Origin of the sequence: Gordonia aichiensis (assembly GCF_039946255.1) — a bacterium.
In the GTDB taxonomy this organism is placed as follows: Bacteria; Actinomycetota; Actinomycetes; order Mycobacteriales; family Mycobacteriaceae; genus Gordonia; species Gordonia aichiensis_A.
Map to the genome: position 1 here is coordinate 12,324 of NZ_JBCDWL010000028.1, position 15,771 is coordinate 28,094.

11 protein-coding genes are annotated in these 15,771 nt (G+C 66.6%); 8 read left to right on the forward strand and 3 right to left on the reverse strand.

What is annotated here, in order from left to right; genetic code table 11:
- Position 1: 1 nt before the first annotated feature.
- Together AAFO60_RS20490 and AAFO60_RS20495 are read right to left on the reverse strand one after the other, a co-directional pair.
- Positions 2-1,099 carry a hypothetical protein gene (locus tag AAFO60_RS20490; protein WP_347958094.1) on the reverse strand — a complete coding sequence of 366 codons (1,098 nt, stop codon included), beginning with the start codon at positions 1,097-1,099 and terminating at the stop codon, positions 2-4.
- Positions 1,096-1,944 (reverse strand): SDR family oxidoreductase, encoded by an 849-nt coding sequence (locus tag AAFO60_RS20495; RefSeq protein WP_347958095.1) that lies wholly within the window; start codon positions 1,942-1,944, stop codon positions 1,096-1,098. Before AAFO60_RS20495 ends, AAFO60_RS20490 begins: the two co-directional genes overlap by 4 nt.
- Positions 1,945-2,038: 94 nt before the next feature.
- Here AAFO60_RS20495 and AAFO60_RS20500 point away from each other — a divergent pair, with 94 nt between their 5' ends.
- Positions 2,039-2,668, forward strand: coding sequence for a TetR/AcrR family transcriptional regulator (locus AAFO60_RS20500; RefSeq protein WP_347958096.1), 630 nt, complete (start codon positions 2,039-2,041; stop codon positions 2,666-2,668).
- Positions 2,669-2,765: 97 nt separating this feature from the next.
- Here the strand turns inward: AAFO60_RS20500 and acs are convergent, their stop codons facing one another.
- A complete protein-coding gene (gene acs / locus AAFO60_RS20505; protein ID WP_347958097.1) occupies positions 2,766-4,715 on the reverse strand; it encodes an acetate--CoA ligase in 1,950 nt (649 codons plus the stop codon).
- Between the two features lie 284 nt (positions 4,716-4,999).
- Here acs and AAFO60_RS20510 point away from each other — a divergent pair, with 284 nt between their 5' ends.
- The 7 genes from AAFO60_RS20510 to AAFO60_RS20540 all read left to right on the forward strand — a co-directional run bounded on the left by AAFO60_RS20510 (position 5,000) and on the right by AAFO60_RS20540 (position 15,760).
- On the forward strand, positions 5,000-5,752 hold the full coding sequence (locus tag AAFO60_RS20510; protein WP_347958098.1) for an ankyrin repeat domain-containing protein: 753 nt from the start codon (positions 5,000-5,002) through the stop codon (positions 5,750-5,752).
- 173 nt (positions 5,753-5,925) lie between these two features.
- A complete protein-coding gene (locus AAFO60_RS20515) occupies positions 5,926-7,026 on the forward strand; it encodes a MazG family protein (protein WP_347958099.1) in 1,101 nt (366 codons plus the stop codon).
- An 87-nt stretch (positions 7,027-7,113) separates the two neighbouring features.
- Positions 7,114-8,439 carry a DNA cytosine methyltransferase gene (locus AAFO60_RS20520; protein WP_347958100.1) on the forward strand — a complete coding sequence of 442 codons (1,326 nt, stop codon included), beginning with the start codon at positions 7,114-7,116 and terminating at the stop codon, positions 8,437-8,439.
- Positions 8,375-8,752, forward strand: a complete 378-nt coding sequence (locus AAFO60_RS20525) for a very short patch repair endonuclease (protein ID WP_347958101.1) — start codon at positions 8,375-8,377, stop codon at positions 8,750-8,752. Before AAFO60_RS20520 ends, AAFO60_RS20525 begins: the two co-directional genes overlap by 65 nt.
- Before the next feature lie 293 nt (positions 8,753-9,045).
- Positions 9,046-10,833, forward strand: a complete 1,788-nt coding sequence (locus AAFO60_RS20530; RefSeq protein ID WP_347958102.1) for an ATP-dependent helicase — start codon at positions 9,046-9,048, stop codon at positions 10,831-10,833.
- Positions 10,830-14,009: a helicase-related protein gene (locus AAFO60_RS20535; RefSeq protein ID WP_347958103.1), complete on the forward strand. Its 3,180-nt coding sequence runs from the start codon at positions 10,830-10,832 to the stop codon at positions 14,007-14,009. Before AAFO60_RS20530 ends, AAFO60_RS20535 begins: the two co-directional genes overlap by 4 nt.
- Complete coding sequence (locus tag AAFO60_RS20540) at positions 14,006-15,760, forward strand: DUF1998 domain-containing protein (RefSeq protein ID WP_347958104.1); 1,755 nt, start codon at positions 14,006-14,008, stop codon at positions 15,758-15,760. The genes AAFO60_RS20535 and AAFO60_RS20540 overlap by 4 nt, the downstream gene beginning before the upstream one ends.
- Positions 15,761-15,771: the final 11 nt, after the last annotated feature.

Here is a 15,771-nt window from a genome sequence, read left to right on the forward strand (position 1 = left end):
GTCAGTCCCGGCTCGGCGCCGCGATCATCCCGTAGTTCAGCGTGCCGTGCGAGTAGGTCGGGACCACCGGCCACTGACGCTTCCAGTCGACGCACTCGGACGACGGGATCACCTGCACCCAGCGCGGGTCGCGCGCCGACCGCGAGGCCATCGTCTTCTCCTTGATCATCGAGTCGTACTGGTCTACCGAGTCCTCCAGGGTGTTGGAGTTGAGGACCACCTCGCGGCCGTAGAACTCGGCCTGGGCCTTGACGCCGGGGATCTTGGAGTGCTCGGGCTGCCAGCTGTCGGGCGCCATGCCGTTCTCGGACTGCACCCACACCCCGTCAGGGGTGTTGATGCACAGCGAGTGGTTGCCGTCGGTGTGGCCCGGCGTCCACAGCAGGCTCACGCCGACACCCAGTTCCACGTCGCCGTCGAAGATCTCCAACCGGTCCTGCGGCACGCCGTCCATGCCGTTCTCGACGTACCAGGCCCACTGCATCGGGTGCATCGACTCGAAGGTGCCGAGTTCCTTGCGGTGCACCAGCAGCTTCGCGTTCGGGAACAGCGGCTCGCGCGGGGCGCTCTCACCCGGTAGCGGCTTGTCCGAACCCATGATCATCCGGACGTCCTGCACGTGCAGGTGATCGAAGCTGATGTAGTCGACGTCCTCGTTGGTCAGGCCCAGGCTGGGCAGGACGTCGTCGGGGTCGTTGTAGTACTTGACGAAGAACCGCCCGGCCCGCAGTGCGTCGCCGAACTTCTGGATCTTGTTGTAGAACGGTGCCTGCGCCGAGCCGGCAGCCACGGTCGGCTCCCACACGAGGGTCTTGAGCTCACCGTCGAAGCCCTCGAACTGCACCACCATCATCCGGTTGGTGATGCTGATGAACGGGTTGACGTTGACCGAGTAGCCCTGGAACGCGAACCGGGCGGGGTACGGGGCGGTCGCGATGTCGACGGTGCGGACGGCCTCGACCTGGCCCTGGCCGACGAAGCGGTCGTGATACTTCTCGGCGGCCGAGCGGATCGCCTCGAGACGGTCGCCGCGCGGCCACACCTCGTGGACGCCGTCGAACTCGGGAATGGGCCGCAGCAGCGACGTGGATTCGGTCATGGCCGGTCTCCTTCGGTGGTGGAGTGGAAGGTCTGAGATTCGTAGTCCGAGCGCACCGAGCTACCCTGCACGGCTGCGACCTGGTCGGGAACGAGGGCTCTGAGCACCGCGTCGCGGGCGAACTGCGGCAGCACGCCGGCGACGCGGGTGAGCGGGCTGACGTAGGAGGGAATCGAGACCTCGAAGCGGGGGCGGGCGATCATCTCGATCACCGCGCGGGCCACGTCGGCGGGCTGCAGCAGTTTGGCGGCGCCGGTGGTGGTGCCGACGGCGAGGTCGGTGTCGACGACGCCGGGCATGATCACCGAGATCTGCACGCGGCTGCCGCGCAGTTCCTCGCGCACTCCGGTGAGGTATCCGAGGACGCCGTGCTTGGTCGCCGCGTACGTCGACTCGCCCGGAGGGGCCAGCCGCGAGGCCGCCGAGGCGATGGTGATGATGTGGCCGCGTCCGCGCATCCGCATCGCCGGGGCGGCGGCCCGCACGCCGCGGATGACGCCGCCCAGGTTCACCGCCAGCATCCGGTCGGTGGCCGAGTCGGGTTCGTCGGCGAAGGGGCCGACCCACATGGTGCCCGCGTTGTTCACCAGGACGTCGACGGGACCGAATGCCGTTTCGGCGGATTCGAGGAAGGTGCGGAACGACGCCGAGTCGGTGACGTCGAGCGGGAAGCCCTGGACCTGTCCGGGCAGTTCGGCGGCGGTGGCTGCGGCGTGGTCGCCGAGGTCGCCGATCGCGACCTTGGCGCCGGCGGCCGCCAGTTGGGAGGCGATCTCGCGCCCGATTCCGCGGGCGCCGCCGGTGACAGCGATAACCCTTCCTACCAGCTCAGATGCGTTCGCCATCCGGACCTCCATTCACTGTGACATACGATCATGTCAAATTTGTGGTGACGACTATGCCACGATTTGTGCGTGTAGAGCAAGGAGGCACGACGGCATGGGCAGGCGGTACGCCGGAATCGCGCACGAGGAGCGGGTTCAGCTCCGGCGCGAGGCGCTGATGAGCAGCGCATTGGAGAACTTCGGCACGGCCGGTTATGCGGCGACCTCGGTCAAACAGATCTGCGTGACAGCCGCGCTGACCGAGCGGTACTTCTACGAGGCGTTCGGCGACAGGCAGGACTGCCTGGCCGCACTGTACGACGAACTCTCCGAGCAGATGCGCGAGTTGACCCTCGATGCGGTGATGGCCGTGACCGAGCCCGGCGTGGCCGCGGTGACGAGCGCGGGCCTGCGCGCCTTCGTCGAGTACCTCACCGCCGATCCCCGCCGCGCCCGCGTGGTCCTGATCGAGGTGGTCGGGGTCTCACCGGCGATGGAACAGCGACGCAACGCGGTGCTCAGCGAGTTCGCCGACGTCGTCCGCGCCGTCTGGTCGACCGCCGAGGGCGGTCGTGAGCTCAGCGTCGTCGAACAGTCGACGGCCGTCGCTCTGGTCGGCGCGGTCAACCACCTGCTGGTGGACTGGCTGCTCAGCGGTCAGGAGCATCCGGTGGAACACCTGGTGAAGGTGTGCGCGACGCTGTTCGAGGCCGCAGCCGACAAGCTGGGCATCGACACCGACTGAGCGGACGCCTGACGTCGGGAGATCGGCTCGCCCCGGAGGAGCGACGCCCGCGACATGCGGGGAGTCGTCCGCTCCGGGGTGAGCGGACCCGCCGCGACTACGTCCCCGACACCTCCTGGCGGATCCGGTCGACGACCGACGAGTCGGCCAGCGTCGTCGAATCGCCGGGCTCGCGGTTCTCGGCGATGTCGCGCAGCAGGCGTCGCATGATCTTGCCCGAACGGGTCTTGGGCAGTTCTTCGACGATCATGATCGACCGCGGGCTGGCGATGGCGCCGATCTCGGTGCGCACATGCTTGCGCAGCTCGTCGACGATGCCCTGACCGCCGCCCTGTGCGCTCTCGCGCAGGATGACGAAGGCCTCGATCGACTGGCCGGTGGTGGCATCGGCCGCCCCGACCACCGCGGCCTCGGCGACGGCGTCGTGGGAGACCAGCGCCGATTCGATCTCGGTGGTCGAGAGCCGGTGCCCGGACACGTTCATGACGTCGTCGACGCGGCCGATCACCCAGATGTCGCCGTCCTGGTCGCGCTTGGCGCCGTCGCCGGCGAAGTAGACGCCGGGGAAGCGGTCCCAGTAGGTGCGCTGGAAGCGCTCGTCGTCGCCCCACAGCGTGCGCAGCATGGCGGGCCACGGCTTGGTGATCACCAGGTAGCCGCCCTCGCCGTTGCCGACGGGCTGGCCCTCCTCGTTGTAGACGTCGGCCTCGATGCCCGGCAGCGCCCGCATGGCCGCGCCCGGCTTCGTCGCGGTGACACCGGGCAGCGGGCTGATGAGGATCTGACCGTTCTCGGTCTGCCACCAGGTGTCGACCACCGGGGTGCGGCCGCCGCCGATGTGATCGCGGTACCAGATCCACGCCTCCGGGTTGATCGGCTCGCCCACCGAGCCGATCAGCCGCAGCGAGGACAGGTCGTACTCGGCGGGGATCTGCCGACCCCACTTCATGAAGGTGCGGATGGCGGTCGGTGCGCAGTACAGGATCGTCGCCTTGTACTTCTGGATGATCTCCCACCAGCGGCCCTGATGCGGGGTGTCGGGGGTGCCCTCGTACATGATCGACGTCGTCGCATTGGCCAGCGGACCGTAGACGATGTACGAGTGGCCGGTGACCCAGCCGATGTCGGCGGCGGTCCAGTAGACGTCGGTCTCGGGCTTGATGTCGAAGACGGCCCAGTGCGTGTACGACGTGCCGACCAGGTAGCCGCCGGTGGTGTGCAGAATGCCCTTGGGTTTGCCGGTGGTGCCCGAGGAGTACATGACGTACAGCGGGTGCTCGGCGTCGAAGGCCTCGGGGGTGTGGTCGGCGGACTGGCGGTCGACGGTCTCCGACCACCACAGGTCGCGGCCGTCGGTCCAGTTCACGTCCTGTCCGGTGCGCTTGACGACGAGCACCGTGCGAACCTCCGGGCACGACTCCATCGCCTCGTCGACCACCGATTTGAGCGCCGACGGCTTCCCGCGCCGGTAGCCGCCGTCGGCGGTGATGACGACCTGGACGCCGCAGTCCTGGACGCGGTCGGCGATGGCGCGGGCCGAGAAGCCGCCGAAGATCACCGTGTGCGGGGCGCCGATCCGCGCGCACGCCAGCATCGCGAACACCGTCTCGGGGATCATCGGCATGTAGATGGCGACGCGGTCGCCGGTCTTGACGCCCAGCTCGATGAGCGCGTTGGCGGCCTTGCAGACCTCGTCCTGCAGATCCTTGTATGTGATGGTGCGGGTGTCGCCGCCCTCGCCCTCGAAGTAGTAGGCGACGCGGTCGCCCAGACCGTTCTCCACGTGGCGGTCGACGCAGTTGTACGCGGCGTTGAGCTTGCCGCCGACGAACCACTTGGCGTGCGGGGCACCCGACCAGTCGAGGACCTCGGTGTACGGCTCGGCCCAGGTGATCCGCTGGGCGGCCTCGCCCCAGAACCCGGCGTGGTCGGCGGCGGCGCGGTCGTAGGCCTCGGAGGTCACGTTGGCCTGGGCGGCGAACTCCGCCGACGGCGCGAAGGTCCGGGTCTCCTCGCTCAGTGCCTGGATGGTCTGGTCTTGCGTCATGGTGGCGATCTCCTCTGCAGTCGGGACTTCGGCGCTCGCGGAGCCCGGTGGTCGACTTCTGGCCTGGGTGGGCAGGTGTGCTGATGCGGCCGGCCCCGACCCGCTCGGCGTCGTCCCGCGAAGGACGGCTGCCTCCAACTTATCCACGTGGGTCCCGGCCCGGCCCGGCATTGGCGATACCTGGACGGGCCTGCCGGTCGTGCTCATTCGCTTTGCCGGGCGGGCCGCTGGCACTCTGGAGAAATGACTTTCGATGCCCAGGCCGCGGTTCGATGAGGACTGCGATGCACCGTCGAGCCCTGGTGGCCGCAGTACTCGCGGCCGTCGCTGCGACGGCGGGCTGTACCGCAGAGCGCACTGAAGCGGCACCGTCGTCGAGTGCCGTCGCGCGGTCGACGGCGGTCGCCGCACCGTCGTCGAGCGCTGTGCGCGCCGACCCCTCGCTCAACGGCGCGCTGTTGAAAGCCGCCGCGTCCGACGACGCCGCGGCTGTCCGCGACCTGCTCGGTCGCGGTGCACAGATCGAGGCGCGCGGCGCCGACGGTCGGACCCCGGTGGTCGTTGCGACCAAGAATCGGGCCGTCGCGGCGGCCGGAGCGTTGATCGACGCCGGCGCCGACGTGAACGCAAAGGACGACATGCAGGATTCGGCCTACCTGTACGCCGGCGCCGAGGGATACGACGACATCCTCGAGATGACCCTGCGGCACGGGGCCGACGTGCGCAGCGTCAACCGATTCGGCGGGACCGCGCTGATCCCGGCGGCTGAGCACGGATCGGTCACCACGGTCCGGCGTCTGATCGAGGCGGGCGTCGACGTCGACCATGTCAACACGCCCGGTTGGACGGCACTGCAGGAGGCGGTCGTGTACGGCGACGGCTCCGGGCGATACCAGGAGACGGTGCGCGCGCTGCTCGACGCCGGCGCCGACCCGGACATTCGGGATGCGAACGGGCGAACGGTGCAGGACAATGCGCGACGGCTCGGGCAGAACGCGATCGTCGAGATCCTGCAGGAGGATCGTCCCGTTCGGTGATGCCGGTCGTCGTCGGTCGGCCGGTCGACGACTGATCAGTGAACTGACACGATCTCGCATCAATTTGCGGGTTAACGGGCGACACGAAGTGTTCGGTGAGCGTGCCGCGCAGGCGCCGACCGATGACGCGTTAATGTCGAGGTCGACACCCGCTTCAGCCCGGAGGAGCTTCCATGACCGTGGTCCTGCTCGACGCATCGCGACCGGACCTGATACCAGCAGGTGCGGTGGCGCTGCTGGCCAAGCCGGTGACGGTGACCGAGGAGGTGCACCCGTCGCTCCTGTGGCAGCTGCCTTCCTACGAGATCATCGGCCTGGTGCCCGACGACCCGAACAAGACTCTGGTCAGCTCCAACCGTGAGCATCCCGCCGTCGTCGAACGCCTCAAGTGGGGCGAGGACGTCATCGAAGGAAGCACCCTGCCCGGCGGCAAGCTCCTCAAGGCCGTCGAGCTGATGGACCGGCTGCGGCGCACGGGGCCGTGGGAGCGGCGGCAGACGCACGATTCGCTGCGCCGCTATCTCCTCGAGGAGGTCTACGAGCTGCTCGACTCCATCGATCGCGGCACGGCCGACGAACTGCGCTCCGAACTCGGCGACCTGCTGCTACAGGTCCTCTTCCACGCGCGGATCGCCGCCGACTCGGCGACCGGTGCCTTCGACATCGACGACGTGGCGCAGAGCTTCATCGACAAGGTCTCGTACCGGACGCCCGGCGTCCTCGGCGGTGAGCATGCCGACCTCGACCGCCAGATCGACGAGTGGGAGGCCGCCAAGGCCGCCGAGCGTGAACGCGAGCGCGCCAGCGTTCTCGACGGCATCGTCACCACGCAGCCGGCCTTGGCCCTGGTGCAGAAGATCTTCGAGCGCCTCGCCGGCGTCGGTTTCCCCGTCGCCGCTGTGAGTCCGTCGCTGTACCGGGTGGACATCCCGTTCCGCAAGCACGCCGCCGAGAGCATCGAGGACGATCTGCGTCGACGTGCCATCGCCCTGATGGATCAGGTGTGTGCTGCCGAGGCTGCTGCCGCCGACGACGACGTGACCCCGCTCGACGACAACACCTGGCGCAAATACCTGGGCATGACCTACGTACAGGAGTCGGGTGAGGTGGCCGACGCCGTCGCCTCCGGCGAAGCCGACTACGAGGAGTCGACCGTCGAGCGCGACCCCATCGGCGAGGGCGACGACAGCGACATCGTTCCCGTCGAACCGGTGAGACTGAAGAAGATGCCGGGGATGGTCGTGCGTGAGAAGTGGAGTGCCGAGGGGGAGTGAGGGGGACGGGCGCTGCGTCAGCCATAGGGATGTTTCAGCGCTTTCCGCGACTTGAGCGCTGGACTGCTTGCCGGCTACCCTACGAAGGTGATCGATCCGAAGGCTGGCCCACTGCCCCCGGTGGACTTGCCGATGATCGTCGATCTGTTCGCCGGTCCAGGTGGCTTAGATGTCGCGGCGCACTGGATCGGTGTTCCCGCAATCGGGATCGAGTTCGACGAATCCGCGGTCGACACTCGCGAAGCCGCCGGTCTGAGCTCGATCCTCGCTGACGTGACCCGTTGGCAGCCAGACGATTTCACTGAGACCATCAACGTCCTCACCGGCGGACCGCCGTGTCAGACTTTTACCGTTGCCGGGAACGGCCACGGGCGGCGGGCGCTGGATCAGGTGGTAGCGCTCGTCCAGATGCTCGGGGCAGGGCGAATGGATGAAGTTCTGCAGTGGCTCGAACAACGAACCGCGGATCCAGAGTTCGATCCGCGCACGGGGCTCGTGCTCCAGCCGTTGATCTGGGCGCTGAAGGCGCTGGACGCAGGACGTCCGTACGAGGCGATCATGCTCGAGCAGGTTCCTGCGGTGAAGCCTGTGTGGGAGGCGATGCAGGCTGTTCTGGAGAGCAAGGGATACGGGGTCGACGTCGACGTTCTCTGCACAGAGGAGTTCGGCGTTCCACAGACACGGCGGCGTGCTGTACTCGCCGCTCGGTGGGGCATGGCGTCGAAGAAGGTGCAGTTTCCGGACCCGACCCACCAGAAGTATGTCCGCACCGCACATAGTCACGGATCCCGAAGCGAGTCGTCGGTCGATCGAGCGAGATGGACCAGTATGGGGGAGGCACTCGGATGGGATATGCCCTTCACCGTCAGATCAAACTACGGCAAGGGCGGAAATCCGAGGGATCGCGGTGAACGAGGTCATGATCACCCCGCATTCACTGTCACCGGCAAGATCTTTCGGAACCGAATCCTCTTTGGCGACGGTCAAACTGAACGCAGGTTCTACGCTGAAGAGGCCGGTCGTCTCCAGACTTTTCCATGGGACTACCCGTGGGACGGACGAGATGTGGCGCAGCAGATCGGCAATGCGGTCCCACCCCGACTCGGCGTCCACCTTCTTTCGTGGCTCTTGGGCATCGACGTCGAGCTGAGTGAAGCGTTCTTCGCTGCCCGTGCCGACTACTGGGTGTCACCAGATCTCGAGAGACAGCTGAGGATCAAAGACTCGGTGGTGGTGCGCGGAGGCGTTCGATGGGACACGCCTACCAAGGCCGTCGGAGCGCCGGAACGAGTGGGATCATCGAAGGGTGGCGAAGTCATGGGCGTCGTCGGAGGCGGTTCGACGATCGATGCAGTCGAACCGGAGCCGGGACACCGGCCCGGAGTTGAGGCTGCGGTCGGAGCTGCATCGTAGGGGACTGCGCTACTTCGTCGACCGCGCCCCGATGAAGGGTGTACGAAGGCGCGCCGACATCGTCTTCCCCCGCAAGAAGATCGCGATCTTCGTCGACGGCTGCTTCTGGCATGGGTGCCCGGAGCACTTCACCGTCGCCAAGACGAACGCCGAGTACTGGGCGGCGAAGGTGGAGACGAACCGGACGAGGGATCGAGACACCGACAGGCTGCTGACCGCAGCAGGGTGGACCGTGATGCGGATCTGGGAGCACGAGGATGTCCACGATTCCGCCGATCGGATCGCGCAGGTCGTGCATCCGAATGATTCATAGGAACGAATGACCTTCTGACGCTTAATGATTGACATGTGTTAATCGACGCGTCGTGACAATCCGAACTGTCTGATCCGAGCGGTATAGTCCGCACTGTGGTTCACAGCACGCATGTCGAGCTCAGTCGCTCCTCCGGCGCATCGATGCCGATTCGCTGTATCGCGGCGTATGTCGTACCCCACGGGTAGAACAGACCGGTACCTCCGGCGGACGCGATGGCCGAACTTCCGGAAACGGGACAGTGAAGTCCGGCGGGTCGTCCGACGGCAATCGAGCAGACAGGTGTTGATCAAGTGAAGTTGGATCCGTCGCAGCGCAGGGTCGTCGACGCGGAATGCGACGAGCGACTCCTTGTAACTGCAGGCGCAGGGCAGGGGAAGACCGAAGTCGTCGCGGCGCGGCTCGTCAGCCTGCTCGACGGCGGGATCTCGGCGTCGACGGAAGTCCTTGTTCTCAGCTTCTCGCGCGCCGCGGTGCACGCGATTCGAAGCAGGCTCGCCGACCGAGACCTTGCCGACGTCAACGTCCGCACCTTCGACTCGTTCGCTTCGGAATTGCTTCTCGACCTCGACGAGGAGCCGACGGGATCCTATGGCGCCCGGATTCGACAGGCAGGTGCAGCATTGCGAGCCGCAGCGGAGGCCCCGGCCGCGGTCGCAGATCTGCGTCACCTCATCATCGATGAGGCGCAGGACCTGGTGGGCGACCGGGCGGACTTCGTGCTGGCGATTCTCGACGCTCTGCCCGTCGATGCGGGCCTTACCGTTCTCGGGGATCCGTTGCAGGGGATTTATGACTTCGTCCTCGACGAATCCGAGAGCTCGACGTCGTCCGAGACGTTCTTCACCCGGCTCAGAGACGGTTACCGTCTCGAATCGGTGAGTCTGGACCACCACTACCGTGCCCGCGGGACCGATTGCCTGCGCGTTCTCGACCTCGGTGTGCAGTTGCGCAGCGAGACCGACCCGTCAGCGGCCACACAGCTTGTCGAGACGTTCAAGGCATCGTTGCCTTCAAGGCGCGGCATCGACGACTGGACGTTCGTCCGTTCGTTCACCGGGCGGTCGGCGATCCTCTGCCAGAGCAACGCGGAAGTACTCCGGGTGTCACGGGCGATGTCGAGCCAGGGAGTTCGGCACAGTGTTCGGCGACCTGCACAGCACGTCGGAGCTGCGCCGTGGCTCGGTAAGGCTCTGGCGCCGCTGCCGGGCCCGACCGCCGCGCAGTCGGACGTCGAAGCGGCGCTCGCCGCGCAGGTCGGTGGTACACACGAATCGGTCGACTGCCGCTGGACGCTGCTGAAGTCGACGGAAGGATTCTCGCGCAACCGATATCAGATCAACTTGCGGCGCGTGGCTAACCGCGTGAGGTCCGGCAGCGTGCCGCTCACGTTGACCGCGCCGGACGACGCGTCGATCGTCGTCTCGACGATCCACCGTGCCAAGGGACTCGAGTTCGACAACGTGTTCATCGTCAAGGCTTCGACCGATCGGTACGAGGATTCATGGGCGCGTATCAGGCGCGATTACGTTGCGTTGACCAGGGCTCGGGACCACCTGGAGGTGATCGAGCTCGTCCGATCGTGGACGAGTATTCGGGAATTCCACTGGCTCCCGGGGCGGCTTCAAGAGCGAACGGGGCGGCGGCCCAAGACCCGTGCCTGCGCCATCGAGTTCACTCAATCCGACGTGTACACCGGCCGCCCGACCGGATCCGGTGCGAAGAGTGCAGCAGACATCCAACGTGTTCTGACCGACGCGGTGCCGGGGAGCTCGGTGACGGCAGAACTCGACGTCGAACGCAGCGACCTCGACTTCCCGGTGTACGCACTCCTACTCGACGGCGAGCCCATCGGTGTCACGAACGAGGAGTTCGGAACGGCGTTCGCACGGCTTTTCAATGTTAGGCGCGGCGTGTGGCCGGCCGAACTCGCCGACCTGCTGCTGGTCTCGGTGGAGACCACGGCGGGCGACCCTCGAATGACCGAGCAAGCAGGTGTGGGACCGGGAGGCTTCTGGCTCGTGCCGCGAATCGTGGGAATGGCAAGACCTCAATGGGATGCGATGGAGGAAGTGCGATGACAGATCCGACACTCGACGAGAAGTACCGCTTCCGCGACAAGATGGTGGACGCGCTCGTCGACGATCTGGTCGGTCCGGCCGGCGGGGAGGACGAGGAGATCGGGGAGGCCCCCCTGAACCGATACATCGTCGGCGCGTTGTGGCCGCGGCCGGAGAGTTCTGCCGACGCCGACGCCGAGGCGCAGTCGTCCGCGGCAGACGTCGGCGGAGCCGAGGCCGATTCGGAGGCCGACGAGGGCAGCCCGGTGGCAGAGGCGCGGATGCGCTTCCCATCGTCGATGGGCATGACACTGTCGGTCCGCGCATCAGCGAACGCCGTCACGATCACGCCGTCGGCCGCGCGATATGAGCAATCGGTGGGCGACGACGGCGCGGCCGGTAACTGGCGTCGAATCCCGTTGCCTGCAACTGCGTTCACGATCGGTCTGGCGACACCGGGGATCACTCGCCACGAGGTTGCCGCCGGGCTGCAACTGTACTGCCTCGTGCGCCCGGTGCGCGACGATGCCGTCACAATAACGGTGGCCCTCAACAACACCCACCAGTCGGTGAAGGGCGATCTGCGCGACGGCATGGCCTGGTTTCAGGCGGGTCTGGAAGTTGCCACGCAACACGCGGACATCGTCGACCGCCAGGCACCGATGAACCTCGGAACAGACCCAGACCTGGACAGCGCAGCCCTCCTGTACCGGCACGCCTACTCCTTCGCGGCCGGCCACGGATGCTCGGCCACATGGAAGCCGGGAGACGTCGTCGACGGCGCCATCGCCCGAGTGTCGACGGCCTTCATCCCGACGCACGACGTTCACCGTGCGCGGCCCGGCGCGCTCGACGGAGTCGATCTGCGGATGTCCACACTCGCAGACGCGCCGGTCGAGACGATCACGACCAACCTGCGCGGCCTTACCGCGACGTACCGCACCTGGATCGACGCGCTCGAAGGCGACATCGCCAGCGGTGCCGCGCAGGTCGAGGGCGACGAGTTGGCAACTGTCGCGGTCTCCCACATTCGGGAGATGCGAACGGCGGCGACTCGCATCGATGCGGGAATCGAGCTGCTCGAGAATGACGCACAGGCGCTGCGGGCCTTCCGTCTGGCCAATCGGGCGATGCAGTTGCAGCGTGCTCGCCAGGATTGGGTTCGTGGTGGCGCGCGTCCCGGTGAGCTGACGGACGGAACGGAGGCGGCCTGGCGGCCGTTCCAGATCGCCTACGTGCTGCTCAACCTCCCAGGTATCACCGACCCTGCCCATTCCGACCGTGACCTCGCCGATCTGCTGTGGTTTCCCACCGGCGGCGGTAAGACCGAGGCGTACCTAGGACTGGTCGCGTTCGTCATCGTGCTGCGCCGTATCCGGAACTCGGCGGCGATCGGCGTCGCCGTCATCATGCGCTACACGCTGCGCCTGCTGACCATCCAGCAGTTCGAGCGAGCGTCCATGCTGATGTGTTCGCTGGAGACTGTCCGCAAGGACAACGGCGACCTCGGCGAACGACGCTTCTCCATCGGGCTCTGGGTGGGGTCGGGCGCAACTCCCAACTCGCTCTCCGAGGCCAAGACCTCACTCCGGAAGCTGGCGCGCGGCGAGGACATCGCCGATAAGAATCCCGTGCAGATCAGGCAGTGTCCGTGGTGCGGCACCCTGATGGATCATGAGAACTACAAGGTCATCACCCGGCCGGAGGCGTACCTCCGGATCGCCTGCGACACCCCCACGTGCGACTTCCGAGACGGCCTTCCGGTCCACGTGATCGATGAGGATATCTATCGGGACCGACCGGAGCTGGTTCTGGGAACCGTCGACAAATTCGCGATGATGGCGTGGAACGAGAACGTCGGCAAACTGTTCGCACGCGACAGTGGGCTCCCGCCGGAACTCATCATTCAGGATGAGTTGCACCTCATCTCCGGCCCGCTCGGATCGATGGTGGGACTTTACGAGACTGCGGTCGATGCAGCATGCGCGATCACCTCGCTCGACGACGACTCCGGCCGTGCCCGAGCCAAGGTCATCGCCTCGACAGCGACCATCCGCCGCGCCGACAGGCAGATCCGAGCCGTGTTCGATCGCGGAACCGCACTCTTTCCGCCGCCGGGCATCGATCCCGACTCCTCGTTCTTCGCCGAACCCTCGACGCGGGACGAGCTCGGAACCCGGCAGTACGTCGGAGTGATGGCGTCCGGCACATCGCACGCCACGTTGATGGTGCGGGTCTACTCGGCTCTCCTGCAGGCGGCCCAGGACACACCCGGCGCCGATACCGCCCGTGACCCCTACTGGACGCTGCTCGGCTACTTCAACAGCCTCCGCGTGCTCGGCAGCGCGAACCTTCAGGTGGAAGGCGACGTTCGCGAACGTCTCGGGGTGGTCGCCGGCCGGAACGGCACACAGCGTCGCGATATCAAGCAGATCAACGAGCTCACCAGCCGAGTCCCGTCGTCGGAGATCCCGGGGCATCTCAAGTCGTTGGAGCGTCGCTTCGGCGACCACCCGGACGACGTGGTGCTGGCGACCAACATGATCTCCGTGGGCGTCGACATCGACCGCCTGGGCCTCATGGTCGTCATGGGTCAACCGCAGGCCAGCGCCGAGTACATTCAGGCCACCAGCCGCGTGGGCCGACAGCATCCCGGACTCGTCGTCACCGTCTTCAACTCGGCGAGGTCGCGGGACCGATCCCACTACGAGAGCTTCCGGCCATTTCACCAGGCGCTTTACCGTGCTGTCGAGGCGACCAGCGCCACTCCATTCGCGGCCCGCGCACGCGACCGTGGGCTGCACGGGGTGCTCATCGCCATGGCTCGGCTCCTCATCTCGCAGATGACACCGAACACCGCTGCACACCTGGCGAACGAGAGCTGGGACGACCTGACCAAGATCGTCGACCTGATCGTCCGCCGCGTCGAGAGGGTCGACGACAATGAGGCCGAGGACACCGACAACGAGCTCTCCGAGCTCCTCAAGGTGTGGGCCGACGCCGGGGAGGAGCGCGAGGGGATGAAATACCAGAACAAGAACCTCGAAGCCGCACTGATGATCCGACCCGAGGACGCGTTGGTCAACGACGAGATCGGTTACTCCCAGCTGGAGGTTCCCTGGCCCACCATGCAGAGCCTTCGCGACGTGGATGCGGAGAGCAGCCTGTACCAGATCGCTATGAAGAGGAACTCATGAGCACTGCAGACGCCAAAGCGCGCCGCACCCAGCTGGTCAGCACCTACGGAATCGGCGGGCTCTTTCCGTCCGAGACATCGAGCTTCATGATCGTCGGACTCGACCACTGGAACGAAGACCGCGCACCCGAGGTCAGTGAGCCCCGTCTGGCCAGATCGCTCGGGGTGCAGGCATTGCGCACCCCACCGGCCGGCGGAAAGCGTGACGTTCCGGTGATTCGGTTCCCACGGACCCAGATCTGCCCGGGGTGCAGGCGTATCGGCACCCCGCACCAGCTCGGCGGTGACTGGAACTCGTCCAACTGCAGATGCGAAGCGGGTCGCGGTCGCAACGGCGTCTCCCTGTCTCCGTTCAGGCTGATCACCGCGTGCGCGAACGGACACATCGACGAGTTCCCGTTCTTCGCCTGGCTGCACCGCAACAGCGGCGGCAGCAGTGACGGCGATACGAAGCACGAGATGAAGATGCTCTCTCTCGGCAGGACGTCCTCCCTGGACGACCTGGTCCTCGAATGCAGCTGCGGCGTCCGCAAGCGCTCGCTGGAGGGTGCGACCCAGGCGTTCGCAATGCGCGACGTGACCTCGTGCAAGGGGCACCGGCCCTGGCTCGGACCGGACCACGGCGAGGCCTGTGCCGAGATTCCTCGCGTCCTCCAACGAGGCGCGTCCAACGTATGGTTTCCCGCGGTCCGCTCGGCGATCTCGATCCCCCCGTACTCCGAGGCGCTCGCGAAGTTCGTCAACAAGCACTGGGCGGCGTTGGAGGACCCGGAGGCGGTCAACGACGCCCTGCTGCGCAACATCGCCAAACAGTCGCGCGGCAAGTTCAGCGTGGAGCGGATCATCGCAGAAGTCGAACGTCGTCGAGGCGAGGAGAACGGTGACGTCATCGGAGAGGACGACCTCCGCCGTCAGGAGTTCCGCGCCCTCATGGACGGCCGCGACGCCTCCGACGACGAACCAGACTTCGTCTGCCACCGGATCGTCACGGACGGTGACTTCGACGTCGAGGTCCCGGACCTCTTCACCGATCTGCGCAAGGTCACCCGACTCCGCGAGGTCCGCGCCCTGTTCGGCTTTTCGCGGCTCAGCGGAGAATCCGACCCGGACCGCCTGTGCACCCTGTCGAGCGAGCCGACGTACTGGCTGCCCGCGATCGAGGTCATCGGCGAAGGGATCTTCGTCGCGATGGATCGCGAACGGCTCCGAGCATGGGCGGCCGACGATTTCGCGACCGACCGCCAGAAGCGACTCCAGCAGGCGGCGAACAGGCAAGCGGCTGTATTCAAACGCGATCCGATCACTGTCGACATCGTCAAAGTCGCGCTCCACACCTTCGCGCACGTGTTGATCGACCAACTCTCCCTCGACGCCGGCTATCCTGCGTCGTCGCTGCGTGAGCGGCTGTTCGTCGATGACGACATGGCTGGCGTCCTGATCTACACCGCGAGCAGCGACTCGGCGGGCAGCCTCGGAGGCGTCGCGTCCCAGGCCGACCCGGAACGGTTCGCCGCCGCTGTGCGCGAGGGTCTGACCCGTCTGTCGTGGTGCTCGTCCGACCCGGTGTGCATCGAGACCGAGGCGTCGGGAACCGACGCGCTCAACATGGCCGCGTGTCACGCCTGCGTCCTGGCTCCCGAGACGTCGTGCGAGCTCAACAACACTCTCCTCGATCGTGCGCTCCTGTTCGGCACTCACGAACCGGGGGAGGAGTCCGCGGGCCTGTTCAGTGGGTTCCTCCAGAAGGCTTAGGCTCGAACGAA